The following is a 14,781-nucleotide window of genomic DNA, read 5'->3' as shown; positions in this document are numbered from 1 at the left end:
CGTTTGTTTTATACGAGGTTCAGTTTTTGCAGGCTTTCCGCGATTTGGACTGAGTTCCAAGCGGCGCCTTTTAACAGGTTATCAGAAACAACCCACAAATGAAAACCGTTTGCTCTGTCCAAATCTTTCCGGATTCTTCCTACAAATACATCGCGTTTGCCGACGCAATCAGCAGGCATCGGGTAAAGCTGCTCCGCCGGATCATCCTGAAGCGTAACACCCGGAGCTTCTTTTAAAAGCTGTTTAATATCTTCAACGGTTGCGTCATCACGGTCAAGCTCAATGTAAACAGATTCTGAGTGCCCTGTTTCAATCGGCAGTCTGACACATGTCGCAGCCACTTCCAGCTTCGGCATATGCATGATTTTTTTCGTTTCATTAATCATTTTCATTTCCTCAAACGTATAGCCGTTGTCTTGGAATTTATCAATTTGCGGAATGGCGTTAAATGCGATTTGATAATGCTTTTTGTCGCCTTTAACCGGCATAATGGACGGTTCTGCGGGTTCATTGTTTAAAATCGCCTTTGTCTGGCTGTACAATTCTTTCGCCGCTTCATTGCCGGCCCCGGACACAGCTTGGTAAGTAGATACAATGACTTTTTTCAAACCGTACGCTTTGCGGATCGGTTCAAGCGCAGCCACCATCTGAATCGTTGAACAGTTAGGGTTGGCGATAATGCCGTTATGTTTGTGCAGATCACCTTCGTTCACCTCTGGCACCACGAGCGGTGTATTTTCGTCCATACGGAATGCGCTGGTATTGTCAATCACGATGGCTCCCCGTTTTACAGCCTCAGGCGCCAAGCTTTGTGATACGCTTCCGCCGGCGCTGAATAACGCGATATGAACGCCTTCGAAGCTTTCAGGAACAGCTTCCTGCACTGTATATTCTTCGCCTTTAAACATTACTTTCGTACCAGCAGAACGCTTTGAGGATAGTAGTGTGAGTGTTTCGATTTCAAAGTTTCTGTCTTCCAGTGTTTTCAGCATTTGCTGTCCTACGGCTCCCGTCGCTCCGACAACTGCTACGTGTAATCCTCTTCCCATCTGTAAAACTCCTTCCGCCAATTAAGCATCATTTATTGAATTGACTTTGCATTTTACGTTTTATTTTACCATAGAATAGTCACGGATTGACCGAATTTTTTTATTCCGGAATGATTTTCTGTCATCATGATTTTTTATTCATGATGGTGTACGAGCACCGGCTGAACCTGCTGATGCAAAAGAGCTTTTTCTACCGTAACCGGAAGGAGATCCATTCTGGCGACGAGCGATGTCGGTTTTTTTACGTGGTCATCCTGGCCGAACGGGATGAAATATATGTTTTTTGCGGACATCAGCCTCATTAAATTCGTTCCGTTTAAACCGAGTCCGTCGTTTGTCGAAATTCCGAGCACGACCGGGCGGCCGTTGCGGATCGTGGCTTTCGCAGCCATAAGGACGGGGCTGTCAGTCATCGCATTTGCGAGTTTGCTCATTGAATTTCCGGTTAAGGGGGCGATGACCATGCAGTCGAGCGGAAGTTTCGGCCCGAGCGGCTCTGCTTTTACGATGGAATCAATCGCCTCAAAGCCTGTTGCTTCTTCAATTTTTCTGACCCAATCTCCCCCCTCCCCAAAGCGGGTATCGGTCGATTGAACGGTTGACGTCACGACCGGCCGGACTTCAGCTCCTTGACTGATAAGCGCCTCTATTTGCGGAAAAACTTCCTCATATGTGCAGTGCGAGCCGGTTAATCCGAATCCGATTCTTTTCCCTTTCAGAGACATGGTTATTCCCCCTCTTTCTTTAAGTCTGCCAAAAGCTTGCTCAATACGTTCGCAATAATCTGTCCGGCTGTTTTCGGGGCCACAATTCCCGGAAGACCCGGAGCAAGCAGCGCTTTAATGCCTTGTTTTTCAGCATATTTGAAATCCGTTCCGCCCGGACGGGATGCTAAATCCAAAATCAAGGTCTTCGGCGTCATGCGCGATAAAACGCTTTGATTCAGAATCAAGCTCGGTACGGTGTTAATGCAGATATCAATATCATTTACATGTTCAGTAAGCTCTTCAAGTTGAAAAGGAGAAAGCCCCATTTCCGTTATACGGGCCAAATGAGCCGAACTCCGCGCGCCCACTTTTACCTTCGCCCCTAACGCCGCAAACGTCCGGGCGATCGTCATACCGGTGCGCCCCATGCCGAGAACGGCGACATTTGATCCGTGAATGGTATAATCCGTATGCTGAATCGCCATCATGATTGTTCCTTCAACAGTGGGAATCGAGTTGAATATCGCGATATCGTCCCGTTCAAATAATTTCACAAGTTTGCGGCCCGCTTCGCTGGCGATCCCCTCAAGATACGCGTTGGAGATGCCTGAATAAATGACGCAATGCTCCGGTGTCCGCTCAAGATAGCTCTGCTTTAATATCACTTCTTCATTTGAAAAAACCGTGGAAACAACGCCTTCTCCGGTCGTTGCCGATACGGGCAGGATGATACTGTCTATTTTTTGAAAGGGAATCTCATCGATTTTGCATTTGACGGTTCCTGTAAAACCGTCATCCAATTGGTCAAACCCTGCAAGATAAATATCGGCATGCTGTTCTGTCAGCTTTCTTATAATCTCAAGCTGTCTTGCGTCACCGCCAATGATCGCAATTGTCAATCCGGTTAACATCTGAAACGTTCACCTTCTTTACAGTTACTGGATCTTTTAAGTGTCATCCTCCTCTTCATCGTATGTGCAAAGAGAAAGGGCGGTGAATGTACAGCGTCTTTTTCATAAAAAAAGCACCGGCTGTATGAGCCGGTGCTTGCAATAATTGAATAAGATCTACTCTTCGGGAGGCGTGATCTCCCCCGGAACGTCTAAAATGATCATGTCTGACCCGATTTTTTGGATATGGTTCCAGGGGACGCGGATGTCGTGGCCTTGTTTTCGCAATCCGAACCATTTTACCGTCGGTATCAACAGCGCGGTAATTTGTCCGTCCTGTTCATTAATTTCCAAATCGGTCTGGCCGAGCACGCCGAGCCGCTCTGCACGTTTAATGTCCACAATTTCTTTACCTGACAGTTCACTGAGCCTCATGATAGCCACCCCCTTGTACTATATGACCCGGAGCAAAAAAAAATGCCTGCCCCGTATAGAGGCAGACTGCTTTTCCGCTTAAGATGAAGCCGGCATATTGCCGGTCGGGCTGATGAGCGATAGTGCGTAATCATCCGTAAATAAGCGGCGGCTGAGGCCGTTGACGCTTTCCAGGCTGACCGCATTTAATTCAGTGATAATTTCATCCATGGTCTTATGCTTTCCGAGCAGGAGTTCGTTTTTCCCGTTCCGGCTCATTTTGCTGTTTGTGCTCTCTAAGCTGAGCATTAAGCTCCCCTTCATTTGCTCTTTGCTGTTTTCCAGCTCTTTCGAGGTGATACCATCACGTTTTAGAACCGATAACGTTTCCTGAATGGTTTCAGACAGAAGTCCGAGCTGATTCGCGCCGGTGCCTCCGTAAATCGTCAGCATACCGCTGTCTTCATAGGAACTGTGATAGCTGTATACAGAATAGGCCAGTCCTTTATCTTCGCGCACATCCTGGAAAAGACGGCTGCTCATGCTTCCGCCCAGCACGTTGTTTAAGACGATCAAATCGTAAATGTCCGGGTCTCCGACTTTCAGGCCTTTGAAACCGAGACAGAGATGCGCCTGTTCGGTGTCTTTTTTTCTGGTCAGCTTTTCATAATGAAACTCAGGCTCGCTGATGCCGCTTGCTTTGCCCTTCGCTTCGTATGTACCGAACCATTTCTCCACGTCTTTAATGAATTGTTCTGTTACATTTCCGGCGACAGAAATGACGACGCGGTCCGGCGTATAAAAGTCATCCATATGCTGTCTGAGAGAATCGCCGTTAAATGACGAAAGCGTTTCCTCCGTCCCGAGAATCGGGTAGCCGAGCGAATGATTACCGTATGTCGCTTTGCTCAGCAGGTCGTGGACAATGTCATCCGGCGCGTCTTCATACATTTTGATTTCTTCATATACGACGTTCTTTTCTTTTTTGAGCTCATCTTCGTCAAAAGCAGAATGAAAGAACATATCAGCCAGCACATCAAGTGCGTAGTTTGCATGCTCATCCAGAACTTTGGCGTAATAGCACGTATATTCTTTTGAAGTGAAGGCATTCACTTGGCCGCCTATCCGATCGAAGGATTCTGCGATTTCCCGTGCGGACCTGGTATTTGTTCCTTTAAAAAACATATGCTCAAGAAAGTGCGAAATACCGTTTGTCTCCGGCGTTTCATGACGTGACCCCGTCCCGATCCAGACGCCGATTGCCACAGACCGCACCGTTGGATTATTTTCAAGCACAACTCTTACACCGTTTTGGCATGTATAGCGTTTTATCAAGTCTGTTCCTCCTATTCAAAGACAGGCAAACTGCCGCCTGCTACTTCATCAGCCTGTTTTCATCCATTAAGTCAGACACTGAGCCGAGCGCGTAGCCTTTTTCTTTGATTTTTGCAATCAGTGTATCCAGGCTTTTCGCAGTCGGATCAGTCGGATGCATTAAAATCATGGCTCCGTTATGTATTTTGCTCAACACCCTTGTTTGTAAAACAGCCGGAGACGGTTTTTGCCAGTCAATGGTGTCAACGGTCCACATGATGGTGCCCATTCCTTTTTCCGCCGCAAGGTCGACCACAGCTTTTCTGAAGCTGCCGCTTGGCGGCGCAAACCATTTTGGCTTTATGCCGAGCGTCTCGCTGATTTGTGCATTGGTTTTGTCAAGCTGTTCGGAAATGCTTCCTGAAGTCAGTTTGCTCATATCAGGGTGATTGTATGAATGATTTCCGATTTCATGTCCGTCTGCCGCTATTTTTTTCCCCAGCTCCTGATTGTTTTTCAGCCATTTCCCTTCAAGAAAGAAAGTTGCTTTGACTTGGTGCTGCTTCAGAATAGGCAGCATTTGCTCCACGTATTCATTTCCCCAGGCGACATTTATCAGGAAAGCGACCATCGGTTTGTCGGGATTTCCTTTATAAATGGGTTCGGGCGCGAGAGAATCAAGATGGACTTTCGGTTTTACCTGCTCATAGACAAGGTCGTCTTCTTGAAATTCTCCGTCCTTTTTCATTTGCTTATAGGATTTTTCCACATTGACTTTTAAACCGTTATATCCCGGTATACTCTTCCATATTTTATCAATCCGCGCGTCTTGCGGCTTTACTTCATACTCTGACGCTTTTTGCAGTAATTCTTCATAGAGCGGATCTTTTGATGCTGACACTGTTACAGCGTCTTTTTTCATTGCGTCTATGTAATCAACTGTATACGGATTTTTTAACATTTCAAACGAAACAAAAAAAAGAAATAAAAAAACGGCAAACGGCACGAATTTTTTCAACATGTCCTTCCCCCCTCATCACACATTATGTATGAGGAGGACAAGGTAGAACCCGTCTGTTGTCTTTCTCAAAATAAAGAAGCCGGGTCTCCCAGGCTCCTTGTTAGGTTTTCATTTAAGATTGTTGTTGTTCCTGTTCTTTTTCTTTCTCTTCGCGCAGCACTGCTTTACGCGACAGATTCACTCGTCCCTGTTTGTCAATTTCAGTTACCTTCACAAGGATTTCGTCACCGATTTTCACAACATCCTCAACCTTGCCGACCCGTTCGAGCGCTAGTTCAGAGATGTGAACGAGACCGTCTTTTCCGCTGAAGATTTCAACGAAAGCGCCGAATTTCTCAATCCGTTTGACTTTACCGAGGTAAAGCTGGCCGACTTCGACTTCTCTGACAAGATCTTCGATGATTTTTTTCGCTTTTTGGTTGCTGCTTTCATCAGTAGAAGAAATAAAGATGGTGCCGTCTTGTTCAATGTCAATTTTAACACCGGTATCTTCAATGATTTTGTTGATTTGTTTACCGCTCGGTCCGATAACGTCACGGATTTTATCCGGATTAATGTTCATCGTTAAAATTTTCGGCGCATATTGAGAAAGTTCTTTTCTTGATTCACCAAGCGTGCTGAGCATGCTGTTCAAGATTTCCATTCTTCCTTTTTTCGCCTGCTGAAGCGCTTCTTCAAGAATTTCTCTTGAAAGGCCTTCAATTTTAATGTCCATTTGCAGCGCTGTCACGCCTTTTTCCGTGCCGGCTACTTTAAAGTCCATGTCACCGAGGGCGTCTTCCATCCCTTGAATATCCGTTAATACCGTATAGTACTCGCCTGATTTCACAAGTCCCATCGCGATACCCGCAACAGGGGCTTTAATCGGAACACCTGCGTCCATCATGGCAAGCGTGCTCGCGCAAATGCTGGCCTGTGAAGTGGAACCGTTTGATTCAAGCACTTCGGATACGAGGCGGACCGTATACGGGAAGTCTTTTTCATTCGGAATGACCGGCTCAAGCGCACGCTCTCCAAGAGCACCGTGACCGATCTCACGGCGTCCTGGTCCGCGCATCGGGCCTGTCTCCCCAACGCTGAACTGCGGGAAGTTATAATGATGCATAAAGCGTTTTGATTCTTCCACGCCTAAACCGTCAAGAATCTGAACGTCCCCAAGGGCGCCTAATGTACAAACGCTGAGCGCCTGCGTCTGTCCTCTCGTAAACAGGCCGGAGCCATGCGTTCTCGGCAGAAGGCCGACTTCTGAAGAAAGCGGGCGGATCTGATCAACGCCGCGGCCGTCCGGACGGACTTTTTCTTCTGTGATCAAACGGCGCACTTCGTTTTTCACGAGTTTAGACAGTGTCTGTTTCACTTTTTTAATCGTATCTTCATCATGCTCTTCTTCTTCGAATTTCGCGACAACTGCATTTTTCACTTCATTGATCGCGTCTTCGCGAGCATGTTTTTCGTGAACCTGAATGGCGCTGAGAAGATCCGGCTCCGCAAGGCTTTTTACTTTTTCGCTGAGCTCTTCGTCAATTTCATACAGTTCGATTTCTGTTTTTTCTTTGCCGACTGCTGCGACGATTTCTTCTTGGAATGCGATCAGGCGCTTAATTTCTTCGTGACCGAACATAATCGCCTCAAGCATGATTTCTTCAGGAACTTCATCTGCTCCGGCTTCCACCATGTTGATGGCGTCTTTTGTGCCTGCAACGATGAGGTTGATATCACTTTTTTCAAGCTGGTCAACCGTCGGATTGATGACGAATTTCCCGTCAATGCGGCCTACCGTCACACCCGCGATCGGGCCTTCAAACGGGATATCGGAAACGCAAAGAGCGAGTGATGAACCGAACATTGCAGCCATTTCAGATGAGCAGTCCTGATCAACACTCATGACAATGCTGATGACTTGTACTTCGTTACGGAATCCGTCTGCGAAAAGCGGGCGGATCGGACGGTCGATCAGACGGCTGGCTAAAACGGCCTTTTCACTTGGACGGCCTTCTCTTTTAATAAAACCGCCCGGAATTTTACCTACTGCGTATAATCTTTCTTCATAGTTAACGGTAAGCGGGAAAAAATCTAGCGGTTTCGGTTCTTTTGATGCGGTTGCTGTGCTGAGCACTGCGGTATCGCCGTAGCGGACCATGACAGCGCCGTTTGCCTGTTTGGCAAGCTGGCCGGCTTCTACTGTAAGCTGTCTGCCGGCCCAATCTATGGTAAAGACATGTTTCTCTTGTCCCATTCGATTACGAGCTCCTCTCTTAATGTGTGAAATAATCAATTACTCCTATTATGAACGAAATGAATTGAACATATCAATGTCAAAGTAGTATGTAAAAGGATTTCATTGTTTTTTTATCATTATTTTTTTCGCTTTAATACGATAAAAAAGCGGGAATCCTCCCGCTTTTTACGATTATCGACGTAAGCCTAGTTTGTTAATTAACTCACGGTAACGAGTTACGTCTTTATTACGCAGATACGTAAGAAGATTACGACGTTTACCTACCATTTTAAGAAGACCGCGACGTGAGTGGTGATCTTTCTTGTGAGTACGCAAATGCTCGTTCAAGTTGTTAATTGAGTCTGTTAGGATAGCGATCTGAACTTCTGGAGATCCAGTATCAGATTCGTGTGTTTTGAACTCGCTGATGAGTTGATTTTTACGCTCTTGAGTAATTGCCATCCTGTTTCACCTCCATATCATAATTAGCCCCAGTTACCTAGCAACCGTCGGTGACTTCGGATTGCCAAGCAATGGTTTTAAGACTACGAAACATATGATACTAAAAATCGCGCCTATATGCAAATCTTTTAGAAGAAAATTTGTGTACTTTTGATGTTTTTTCCGTTATTTGCTGAAAAAACGGATCGCTTCTTGTTTGTCTTTCCCGATCTGAGCCGTCAGTTCATCGATGCCGTTAAACTTCCGTTCGCTTCGGATTCGTTTGTACCACTCGATTTTAACGTCTTCTCCGTATACATCCTGTTGAAAATTAAACAAATGTACTTCAATTGACGGCTGATCGGGACGCTTTTCATAAAAGGTCGGTTTGTAGCCGATGTTGCAGACGCCTTCATACACCTCGCCTTTTATTTCGGCTTTCACTGCATACACGCCTGTCGGCGGCACGATATAACTGTTGTGCAGGCCGACATTCGCGGTCGGAAAACCGATGGTGCGGCCTCTTTTGTCTCCGTGAATCACAGTGCCCCGGATAAAATACGGCTGGCCGAGAAGAGTGTGCGCCAGTTCAACGTCACCATCCTGCAGCGCTGACCGGATATAAGTAGAGCTGATCTTTCTGTCCTGCTCGGTCTGTTTCTCGACAGTCGTGCATCCGGCCTTGCCGTTTAAATCGTCCGGCAGCGTCTCCATCGTGCCTTTTCCGTATTTTCCGTACGTAAAATCGAAGCCTCCCACAGCGTGCCGCGCGTTTAACCCTAAAATATACTCCTCGGCAAACTGTTTTGGAGACAGAGACGCAAACGCTTCATCAAACTTTACGACATACAGCACATCAGCGCCTAAACGTCCGATCTGGCTGATTTTATCTTCAAGCGGCGTAATCAGATCCTTTGGCTCTTTGTCCCTGCCCAATACATGGGAAGGGTGGGGATGAAACGTCATAACGGCCAGCGACAGGCCTTTTTCTTCGGCAATTTGTCTGGCTGTTCCGATTACTTTCCGGTGTCCCAAATGAACGCCGTCAAAGTAGCCGAGCGCCATGACAGACGCCGGCTGCTCTTCTTTTTGTAAATGATGCGGATGAGAAATATGTATCGTCTTCACAGAACGGTCACCTTTTTTCTTATTGTTCGCTTTTTTGCATGAGCACTTTAGCCGGTTTCAGCAGTCCTTTTTTTGAAGGATGCGGCATATAAATGGCCACACATTCTCCGTCTTCAGTACAGACCGCTATACGGGCGTCAGCTGTCATTGCAGAAAATTCCGCCGGGATGTCAAACACTGACCCGTTTTCAGCTTTCTTAGCTAATGTATCACTTATGACCCATTTCGGCAAATGATTGAGCGCTCTTTCAATCGGCACGGTATGCTCTGCAACCGTTCCGTCTGAAACCTGCTGTTCAAGTTCCTCAAACGTGAAACACTCATCAAGGCTGAAATCGCCCGAAGCGGTGCGGATGAGATGAGACATATGCGCGGGATAGCCGAGTTTTTCACCGATTGTCACTGCCAATGTTCTGACGTAAGTGCCCTTTGAGCACGTGACTGTAAAGCGGAATGATGCTGTGTCTTCGTTATAAGTGACAGGGGAAGTGAGCGCGATATCTTCAATCGTGATATTCCGCTTCGGCCGCTCCACTTCAATACCCGCCCTGGCGTATTCATAGAGCTTTTTTCCGTTGACCTTTACAGCGGAATACATCGGCGGCACTTGCTCCTGCGGTCCCTTCAGTTCGTCTAAAACGGCTTTGATATCCGCTTCTTTCAGCGGCTCCTTGACAGGTTTTACGCTGACCGTTTCTCCAGTCTGGTCTTCGGTCGATGTGGAGAAGCCGAGAGTGATCTCAGCATCGTACGTTTTTGACTTGTCGGTGACGTACTCAACGATCTTTGTGGCCCGTCCGACACAGATCGGCAGTACGCCTGACACTTCCGGATCAAGCGTTCCCGTATGTCCGACTTTCTTTGTTTTTAACAGTTTTCTTATTTTCATTACACAGTCGTGAGAAGTCATGCCGACCGGTTTATGTAAAAGGAGAACTCCGTTAACCATCTGTCTTTCGCTCCTTTGTTATCAATTGTATCCCGTAAAACGCAGAAAAGAGGACAGACGACACTCGCCCATCCTCTTTCCTTGTTATTCAGACGGTTTATCTGAATGCAGTTCGTGAATCAATGTTTCGATACGGTTGCCGTACTCAATTGATTCATCAAATTCAAATTCAAGCTCAGGCGTTTTGCGGAGTCTGATTCGGCTGCCGATTTCGGAACGGATAAATCCTTTCGCTTTCTCAAGCCCTTTCAGCGCCTCCTCTTTCTTTTTCTCTCCGCCGAGAACGGAGATATACACCTTCGCTATTTGTAAATCACCTGAAACACGTACGTCTGTTACAGTGAGAAATCCGATTCTCGGGTCTTTCAGCTTTCGGCTGATAATATCCCCGAGCTCTTTTTTCATCTGCTCGCCGACACGGTTTGCTCTCATACTCAATTCAATCACCTCTAAGTTAAAACCACTCTGTTCTAGTGATCGTCCGTTCTATTTCGGGAAAGGAGTCAATAAACGCGAGTACGCGCTGGATCTCCTTTTCCGCCTGAACGTGAGAGGAGGAGACGACGGCGATTCCGAAGCTGGTCCGCTGCCAAGTGTCCTGATAGCCGATTTCTGCGGCCGACACGTTGAACTTATTCTGAACCCTCGTTATAATCCGCTTCAGAACGGCTCGTTTCTCCTTTAATGATCCCGCATCATAAATGATGCATTCACATTCCGCAAATCCGATCACTTTCTTTCGATTTCCTGCATGACATACGCTTCAAGGATGTCGCCTTCGCGAATGTCATTGTATTTCTTAATTGTAATACCACATTCATATCCTTGTGAAACTTCTTTCACATCATCTTTGAAGCGTTTCAGAACGTCTACTTCCCCTTCGAAGATGACCACGCCGTCACGGATCAGGCGGAGTCCGCTGTCACGTGTAATGTGGCCGTCTGTTACATATCCGCCGGCAATCGTGCCGATTTTCGACACTTTGAATGTTTGGCGCACTTCAACCTGGCCGATGACTTTTTCTTCGTATTCAGGATCAAGCATTCCTTTCATCGCCGCTTCAATTTCTTCGATGACTTTGTAAATGATACGGTGAAGACGGATATCTACATTTTCAGCTTCAGCCGTGCTCTTAGCATTTCCGTCTGGGCGCACATTAAACCCGATAACGATTGCATTTGAAGCAGATGCGAGAATGATGTCTGATTCCGTAATCGCACCGACGCCTGTGTGAATGATTTTCACTTTTACGCCTTCTACTTCAATTTTTTGAAGAGCGGCTGTTAACGCTTCGGCTGAACCTTGAACGTCAGCTTTTACGATTAAATTGATGTCTTTGACATCGCCTTGTTTAATTTGTTCAAACAGATCATCGAGGCTCAGCTTCGCTTTGTCGCTGCGCTGTTCTTCCAGTTGCTTGGAAGCGCGTGCTTCACCGACAGAACGGGCTGTTTTTTCGTCTTTAAAGACGAGGAATTGATCGCCAGCCTGCGGTACGTCGTTTAAGCCCGTGATTTCTACAGGTGTGGACGGTCCGGCTGTTTTCACGCGGCGGCCGAGATCATTAACCATGGCCCGCACGCGGCCGAATGTATTTCCGACAACGATCGGATCTCCGATATTCAATGTTCCCGTTTGAACGAGAAGTGTCGCGACAGATCCTCTTCCTTTATCGAGCTCAGCTTCAATAACCGTTCCTTTTGCCTGACGGTTCGGATTGGCTTTCAGCTCTTCCACTTCACTGACAAGCAGAATCATTTCGACAAGCTCGTCAATTCCCTTGCCTGTAAGAGCGGACAGAGGAACGAAAATCGTTTCTCCTCCCCATGCTTCAGGAACGAGTCCGTATTCAGTCAGCTCCTGCATGACACGGTCAGGGTTCGCGCTTTCTTTATCCACTTTATTCACGGCAACGATAATCGGAACCTCAGCCGCTTTCGCATGGTTGATGGCTTCGACTGTCTGCGGCATAACGCCGTCATCGGCCGCTACGACTAAAATGGTAATATCAGTTACTTCCGCACCGCGCGCCCGCATTGTTGTAAACGCCGCGTGTCCCGGAGTATCTAAGAACGTGATTTTTTTGCCGTTTTCTTCGATCTGGTAAGCCCCGATATGCTGGGTGATTCCGCCGGCTTCTCCTTCAACAACTTTTGTTTTTCTGATGCTGTCAAGGAGGGTCGTTTTCCCGTGGTCAACGTGGCCCATGATCGTCACGACAGGCGGACGGATTTGAAGATCTTCTTCTTTGTCAGCCTCTTCATATTTTTCAAGCTCAGTTTCTTCAAGCACAATCACTTCTTCTGTTTCTACACCGTATTCAGATGCGATCAGTTCGATTGTGTCTTTGTCAAGCTCCTGGTTAATGGTAGCCATTACGCCCAGAAGCATCAGTTTTTTAATGAGTTCAGACGGCTCTTTGCCCAGTTCCTCGGCTAAAGCTCCGACTGTTAAAGAGCCGGAAAACGTAATTTTCTCAGGAAGCTCTTTTTTCGGCTTCAGCGGTTTTTGCTGATACTGATTTTTGTTGTTATGATTGCGTTTGTTTTTGTTTTTGTTGTTGTTGTTATTCTTCTTGTTTTTGTTAAATTGATTATTCTGCACGTCATTCTTCTTTCCGTCTCGAATTTTGTTTGGTTGATTCCCAGCAGGCTGCTGATTAATCCCTTGCGGCTTGTTTTTGTTCGTTTCCGCAGGCTTCTGAGATGTAACGCCGGCGCCGCCTTTTTTAAATTTCGCATCAAGCTGCTTAATGGTCTTTTCTTCAAGCATTGCCATATGGTTATTTACTACTATATCCATGTTTTTCAGCGCAGTCAAAATTTCCTTGCTTGAAACATTGATGGCTTTTGCATATTCGTAAACTCTCATTTTAGCCATTCGTTCACCCCCAAAAATATTAATCGAGCAAGCTGATCAGCTTATTCGCAAAACCTTGGTCAGTGACGGCGACAACGACACGTGATTCCTTGCCGATAGAGCGGCCGAGATCCGCGCGGCTTTCGACTTTTTTATAAGGCACTTTATAATAATTGCATTTATCGGATACTTTTTTTGCAGTATTCGCAGATGCATCTTCTGTCAGCAGAACAAGTTTTGCACGCGCATTTCTAATTTCTTTTATAACCAAGTCCTCGCCCGACACGACCTTACGAGCTCGATTGGCCAGACCCAGCAAGGGAAACCATTCCATTCCAGACATGTTATTTTTTCACCTTTTCCGCCAGTTCCAGCAATTCTTCGAAAATCTGGTCATCGATTTGTGATTGAAATTGATTTTGCAATGTGTTTTTCTTTTTCGCAGCTAAGATGCATTCTTTCTCAAGGGTGATATAGGCACCCCGCCCGTTCTTCTTTCCGGTCGGATCGACTGAAATCTCTCCTTCTTTAGAACGGACAATTCGGATCAGTTCCTTTTTAGGCTTCATTTCCCCCGTTACCACGCATTTGCGCAGAGGAATTTTTTTTCGCTTATTCACCTAAAGTCACCTCTTATTCATCCGATTCGGCTGTTTCAGGCTCCATAAAGAGCGGCTCTAAATCGTCATCTTCTTCATGCTCTCTCGGATAGATGCCAAGGTCTCTTGCATCCGTTTCACTTTTGATATCGATTTTCCAGCCTGTCAGTTTCGCGGCTAAGCGGGCGTTTTGCCCTCTTTTTCCGATTGCCAGAGAAAGCTGGTAATCAGGAACGATGACAGTCGTGGCTTTTTCTTCTTCGTTGACGATGACATCCAGCACTTTAGACGGACTGAGCGCATTGGCAACAAATTCAACCGGATCATCAGACCAGTTGACGATATCAATTTTTTCGCCTTTCAGTTCATTGACGATCGCCTGCACGCGCTGGCCTTTGGGACCGACGCATGAACCGACCGGATCAACGTCAGGATCATCAGTGCGGACGGAAATTTTAGAGCGGTCGCCCGCTTCTCTGGCAACGGATTTCAGTTCGACCGTTCCGTCATAAATTTCCGGTACTTCGATTTCAAAAAGACGCTTCAACAGACCGGGATGCGTTCTTGATACATAGATCTGCGGCCCTTTTGTCGTTTTTTCGACTTTTGTGATAAATACTTTAATCCGATCGTGCGGTTTATAGCTCTCATTCGGCATTTGTTCATTGACGGGCAGCAGCGCTTCAATCTTGCCGAGAGACACGTAAATAAACTTGCTGTCTAAGCGCTGTACAATTCCCGTCATAATGTCTTCTTCACGATCGATAAATTCTGAGTAAATCACGCCGCGCTCAGCTTCACGGACACGCTGCGTCACCACTTGTTTCGCCGTCTGCGCAGCAATGCGGCCGAAGTCTTTCGGCGTTACTTCTATTTCAACGACATCTCCGACAAGGTAGTTCGGATGGATGTGCTGGGCGTCGTCAAGCGAGATTTCAAGTCTTGAATCGTATACCTCGTCTACGACATCCTTTCTTGCGAACACGCGGATCGTGCCCGTCTCACGGTTCAGATCGACCCGTACGTTTTGCGCCTGGTTAAAATTTCGCTTATACGCGGAAATTAAGGCAGCTTCAATTGCTTCGATGATAATGTCTTTACTGATGCCTTTTTCTTTTTCAAGAATAGTGAGAGCATCTAATAGTTCACTGCTCATGTTAGCGGTCTCCCCCCTTAAACACTAATACTTCAT

Annotated in this window: 16 protein-coding genes; all 16 read right to left on the bottom strand. The window is 46.6% G+C overall.

The genetic code is table 11. From position 1 onward, the window contains the following. Window positions 1–8: 8 nt before the first annotated feature. The gene (gene asd, locus ACNFN4_RS16010; protein WP_014417793.1) at window positions 9–1,049 is read right to left on the bottom strand and encodes an aspartate-semialdehyde dehydrogenase; all 1,041 of its coding nucleotides are present in this window, start codon (window positions 1,047–1,049) and stop codon (window positions 9–11) included. Window positions 1,050–1,183: 134 nt separating this feature from the next. Beyond that, entirely contained in the window at window positions 1,184–1,774 is a 591-nt protein-coding gene (gene dpaB, locus ACNFN4_RS16005; protein ID WP_326353132.1) for a dipicolinate synthase subunit B, read from the bottom strand. Window positions 1,775–1,776: 2 nt separating this feature from the next. Next, window positions 1,777–2,667, bottom strand: coding sequence for a dipicolinic acid synthetase subunit A (dpaA, locus tag ACNFN4_RS16000; RefSeq protein ID WP_021493674.1), 891 nt, complete (start codon window positions 2,665–2,667; stop codon window positions 1,777–1,779). Window positions 2,668–2,823: 156 nt separating this feature from the next. Then, window positions 2,824–3,081: a YlmC/YmxH family sporulation protein gene (locus tag ACNFN4_RS15995; RefSeq protein WP_003154176.1), complete on the bottom strand. Its 258-nt coding sequence runs from the start codon at window positions 3,079–3,081 to the stop codon at window positions 2,824–2,826. Between the two features lie 78 nt (window positions 3,082–3,159). After that, window positions 3,160–4,395 carry a M16 family metallopeptidase gene (locus ACNFN4_RS15990; RefSeq protein WP_448200299.1) on the bottom strand — a complete coding sequence of 412 codons (1,236 nt, stop codon included), beginning with the start codon at window positions 4,393–4,395 and terminating at the stop codon, window positions 3,160–3,162. A 40-nt stretch (window positions 4,396–4,435) separates the two neighbouring features. Further along, entirely contained in the window at window positions 4,436–5,395 is a 960-nt protein-coding gene (locus tag ACNFN4_RS15985) for a polysaccharide deacetylase family protein (protein ID WP_448200298.1), read from the bottom strand. A 112-nt stretch (window positions 5,396–5,507) separates the two neighbouring features. Next, window positions 5,508–7,631: a polyribonucleotide nucleotidyltransferase gene (gene pnp / locus ACNFN4_RS15980; RefSeq protein ID WP_007611468.1), complete on the bottom strand. Its 2,124-nt coding sequence runs from the start codon at window positions 7,629–7,631 to the stop codon at window positions 5,508–5,510. A gap of 174 nt (window positions 7,632–7,805) precedes the next feature. Continuing rightward, a complete protein-coding gene (gene rpsO / locus ACNFN4_RS15975) occupies window positions 7,806–8,075 on the bottom strand; it encodes a 30S ribosomal protein S15 (RefSeq protein ID WP_003154182.1) in 270 nt (89 codons plus the stop codon). A gap of 165 nt (window positions 8,076–8,240) precedes the next feature. Beyond that, window positions 8,241–9,182 carry a bifunctional riboflavin kinase/FAD synthetase gene (ribF, locus tag ACNFN4_RS15970; protein WP_007611467.1) on the bottom strand — a complete coding sequence of 314 codons (942 nt, stop codon included), beginning with the start codon at window positions 9,180–9,182 and terminating at the stop codon, window positions 8,241–8,243. A gap of 19 nt (window positions 9,183–9,201) precedes the next feature. Beyond that, complete coding sequence (gene truB / locus ACNFN4_RS15965; RefSeq protein ID WP_022553334.1) at window positions 9,202–10,131, bottom strand: tRNA pseudouridine(55) synthase TruB; 930 nt, start codon at window positions 10,129–10,131, stop codon at window positions 9,202–9,204. 84 nt (window positions 10,132–10,215) lie between these two features. Then, window positions 10,216–10,569, bottom strand: coding sequence for a 30S ribosome-binding factor RbfA (gene rbfA, locus ACNFN4_RS15960; protein ID WP_003154185.1), 354 nt, complete (start codon window positions 10,567–10,569; stop codon window positions 10,216–10,218). A 16-nt stretch (window positions 10,570–10,585) separates the two neighbouring features. Further along, on the bottom strand, window positions 10,586–10,864 hold the full coding sequence (locus ACNFN4_RS15955; protein WP_003154188.1) for a DUF503 domain-containing protein: 279 nt from the start codon (window positions 10,862–10,864) through the stop codon (window positions 10,586–10,588). Next, on the bottom strand, window positions 10,861–13,011 hold the full coding sequence (gene infB, locus ACNFN4_RS15950) for a translation initiation factor IF-2 (RefSeq protein ID WP_448200297.1): 2,151 nt from the start codon (window positions 13,009–13,011) through the stop codon (window positions 10,861–10,863). Before infB ends, ACNFN4_RS15955 begins: the two co-directional genes overlap by 4 nt. A 19-nt stretch (window positions 13,012–13,030) precedes the next feature. Continuing rightward, window positions 13,031–13,333 (bottom strand): YlxQ family RNA-binding protein, encoded by a 303-nt coding sequence (locus tag ACNFN4_RS15945; protein WP_003154192.1) that lies wholly within the window; start codon window positions 13,331–13,333, stop codon window positions 13,031–13,033. A gap of 1 nt (window position 13,334) precedes the next feature. Then, the gene (gene rulR / locus ACNFN4_RS15940; RefSeq protein ID WP_003154193.1) at window positions 13,335–13,610 is read right to left on the bottom strand and encodes a glucose-induced regulator RulR; all 276 of its coding nucleotides are present in this window, start codon (window positions 13,608–13,610) and stop codon (window positions 13,335–13,337) included. Window positions 13,611–13,623: 13 nt separating this feature from the next. Next, window positions 13,624–14,745: a transcription termination factor NusA gene (gene nusA, locus ACNFN4_RS15935; protein WP_072177010.1), complete on the bottom strand. Its 1,122-nt coding sequence runs from the start codon at window positions 14,743–14,745 to the stop codon at window positions 13,624–13,626. Between the last annotated feature and the right edge of the window lie 36 nt (window positions 14,746–14,781).

Source organism: Bacillus sp. N1(2025) (genome assembly GCF_053470005.1).
The sequence above is the reverse complement of the archived record's forward strand: the minus strand, read 5'-3'. Positions and strand labels throughout refer to the sequence as shown.

Bases quoted from the DNA above. Each gene is read 5' to 3' on its own strand.
- asd (WP_014417793.1), bottom strand. From the start codon at position 1,049: ATGGGAAGAGGATTACACGTAGCAGTTGTCGGAGCGACGGGAGCCGTA.
- dpaB (WP_326353132.1), bottom strand. From the start codon at position 1,774: ATGTCTCTGAAAGGGAAAAGAATCGGATTCGGATTAACCGGCTCGCAC.
- dpaA (WP_021493674.1), bottom strand. From the start codon at position 2,667: ATGTTAACCGGATTGACAATTGCGATCATTGGCGGTGACGCAAGACAG.
- ACNFN4_RS15995 (WP_003154176.1), bottom strand. From the start codon at position 3,081: ATGAGGCTCAGTGAACTGTCAGGTAAAGAAATTGTGGACATTAAACGT.
- ACNFN4_RS15985 (WP_448200298.1), bottom strand. From the start codon at position 5,395: ATGTTGAAAAAATTCGTGCCGTTTGCCGTTTTTTTATTTCTTTTTTTT.
- pnp (WP_007611468.1), bottom strand. From the start codon at position 7,631: ATGGGACAAGAGAAACATGTCTTTACCATAGATTGGGCCGGCAGACAG.
- rpsO (WP_003154182.1), bottom strand. From the start codon at position 8,075: ATGGCAATTACTCAAGAGCGTAAAAATCAACTCATCAGCGAGTTCAAA.
- truB (WP_022553334.1), bottom strand. From the start codon at position 10,131: ATGGTTAACGGAGTTCTCCTTTTACATAAACCGGTCGGCATGACTTCT.
- infB (WP_448200297.1), bottom strand. From the start codon at position 13,011: ATGGCTAAAATGAGAGTTTACGAATATGCAAAAGCCATCAATGTTTCA.
- ACNFN4_RS15945 (WP_003154192.1), bottom strand. From the start codon at position 13,333: ATGTCTGGAATGGAATGGTTTCCCTTGCTGGGTCTGGCCAATCGAGCT.
- nusA (WP_072177010.1), bottom strand. From the start codon at position 14,745: ATGAGCAGTGAACTATTAGATGCTCTCACTATTCTTGAAAAAGAAAAA.